Genomic DNA, 2,314 nt, shown 5'->3' on the forward strand with positions numbered 1-2,314 from the left:
AAACGCTCCCTAATCGCCTACGACCACTAAATCCAATAGGACTTAATCATCTAGTTGTCGATGGCCTTCCGGTCCATGGACTTGAGCGCGGCGAGCCGGGCTTCCACTTCGGTTTGCTCTCGAGGTCTTCGAGGGAGGCGAACTGGGCGTCCAGGGATGAGGCGGCGAGTTCCAGCTGGCCGCGGACCGTAGCTTCTTTCCAGCGGATGTTTTCCTCGTACCGGCCGATGGCGGAGGTGGACAAGCCTGCGAGCCTGTCCTTCATGTGGTTATCGCGAGAAAGCTAGGGGGCTATCCCCAGCCGGCCGGCGGCCGCCAAGTTCTCGTTGCCAGTACTTGGCGTTCTCGCTCCCGGTGCAGAGTATGGCGATGGTGAGGAGAGTAGTCCCGCACTAAGTCGTCCCCTGACCGAGGGTGTCAAGGCAATTTCGTGTGTAGCGTATAGGGCCCCTTCACCGGGCATTAATTAGGGCACGGTATACGGGAATCCGAGAATGGCTAGAACACGCGGAAGTTCGGAGAGCCGAAGGGGGCGGTACCGGAGCGGCCGGTGAACGACCGGCTTACGGTGCAGGCCCTATGGGGTGCTTCGGCAGTAAAACCTCGGCTTCTATTGCCCGCGGCATCCTCGTGGTTACACTCCGGTATGAACAAGAGGGAAACCCGAGCATCGCTACTCGGTATGGTGATCGGTCTGGTCGCAGTGTGGGCGAACGTCATATTCCGGGGATCGGAAATTTGGACTTGGATCTTCCTCGGGGTCGCGGCGATCGCCTTAGTCTTCGGAATTTCCGTCCTCGTTAAATCTCTTCGGAGGCAGCGAAGCGAGTATTGGAATGAGCACCATCCCTCCGGGAAGTAGTGGCTACCGAAGGGGGGCCAGGAGGGATGACTCCACGTCATGAAGGGATCGTTTTTAGGAATCGGAATCGCTAGGGTGTGCCATGAGCAATGACGAGGGGACTCGTACACCGAAGTTGAAACGGCTTTTATGGACCGGCTTCTGGCTCTTCTGGATCGCGATGATCGGGTCATCACTCACGCGGGGCTGGCTTGGCTTCTGGCCCTCAATGGTCATATGGGCCTTGCCCATAGTCGCCGTAATGACGCCGCTAGCTGTACTGAGTCAGGACGTTGGGGACTGCTGAAGATTTCGTTTGGCAAGCACGGTATGCGGACGCATGAACTGGCTTCGATAACCAATCTTTCGACGGTTGGGGATCTCCGCCAGGCCATTGGTGCGGCGCTTAGACGTGGAGTTGGCCCTACAAAATCAGTGGTACTAGCTTTGGACGAGGTGGAGTCTCTAGTCGGCGCGGAGACTCAAACGTCCGAGGTACAAACCGGTGTTCCGGAGTTTTTCGGTGCTCTTCGCGCACTCGTCCAAGAGAACAGCAACTTCAACGTAGTACTGTCAGGCATAACGACGGCCCCCATCATGTACCCGACACTCTATGGGAGGGAGAATCCTCTCTTTGCTTGGGCGAAGCCGACATTCTTGGCTGAGATCTCTCGGACTGAGTCTGATCGCATGATACAAGCCTTGGGCTCCAGAATGGCCGCTCGGTGGACACACGACGCACTGCGCCGTGTATACACAGGCACAGGTGGGCAGGTTTTTCTTACGAGGTCACTTGCCGGCTTTGTCGCTGCTAAGTTGTCCAATGACATCGCCAGCCGGGAAATTTCCGGTGCTCTTGTACAAGAATGCTTCAGGCAGTGGAGAAGGACCGCCGTCAGTCTCGTTGATGGAATGATTGACAGCCTGAACCGATTTTACCCACACGAGCTTTCAGTACTAGAACTGGGTCTCGAACTCCCGAACTTCAACGAACTGGAAGACGACTTTTCGAACGAAATCTCGAATTTGATAAACCTTGGCGTCTTGATCGATGACGGCCAGAACATCGCTTTGGCGCAGTGGACACAATTGGGTTCGAAATTCAGGGGGAAAAGCAAATGAGCATTCCCTGGTATCAGCCACTCCTCCAATCCGTAGAAGTGAAGAGACGCCTCTTCTGGCATTCATCGCCTTTAAATGCTACCGAGGACTTTATCCAAGATCTAAACAACTCAAACTTGGGGAACCACGAAATCAAGATCATCGACTGTTTGAAGCTTCCAATATTGCCTAGTCATGACCTAGATGCCTCATCAATTCGCCGTATGGAAGCAGATATTCTGATCGTAACCAACTTCGACGTCTTGTTGAGCCTGACCCATGGCAAGACTTGGATGAGACAGCTACGGCCAGTTATGGGGCTCTTCGCGGTTTGTGGGGAATTGAGTTCGTGTCGTTGAAGACAAGGGGGCC

General features: G+C 54.9%; 1 protein-coding gene and 1 pseudogene. One reads left to right on the plus strand and one right to left on the minus strand.

Going from position 1 to position 2,314, the window contains the following annotated elements; translation table 11 throughout:
* Window positions 1-50: 50 nt before the first annotated feature.
* Window positions 51-238: pseudogene (locus QRN53_RS00005) on the minus strand (PspA/IM30 family protein); the annotation flags it as partial.
* Between the two features lie 753 nt (window positions 239-991).
* Here QRN53_RS00005 and QRN53_RS00010 point away from each other — a divergent pair.
* On the plus strand, window positions 992-1,963 hold the full coding sequence (locus tag QRN53_RS00010; protein WP_285241983.1) for a hypothetical protein: 972 nt from the start codon (window positions 992-994) through the stop codon (window positions 1,961-1,963).
* The last annotated feature ends 351 nt before the right edge of the window (window positions 1,964-2,314 follow it).

The organism is Pseudarthrobacter sp. fls2-241-R2A-127 (assembly GCF_030209355.1).
Classification (GTDB): Bacteria; Actinomycetota; Actinomycetes; order Actinomycetales; family Micrococcaceae; genus Arthrobacter.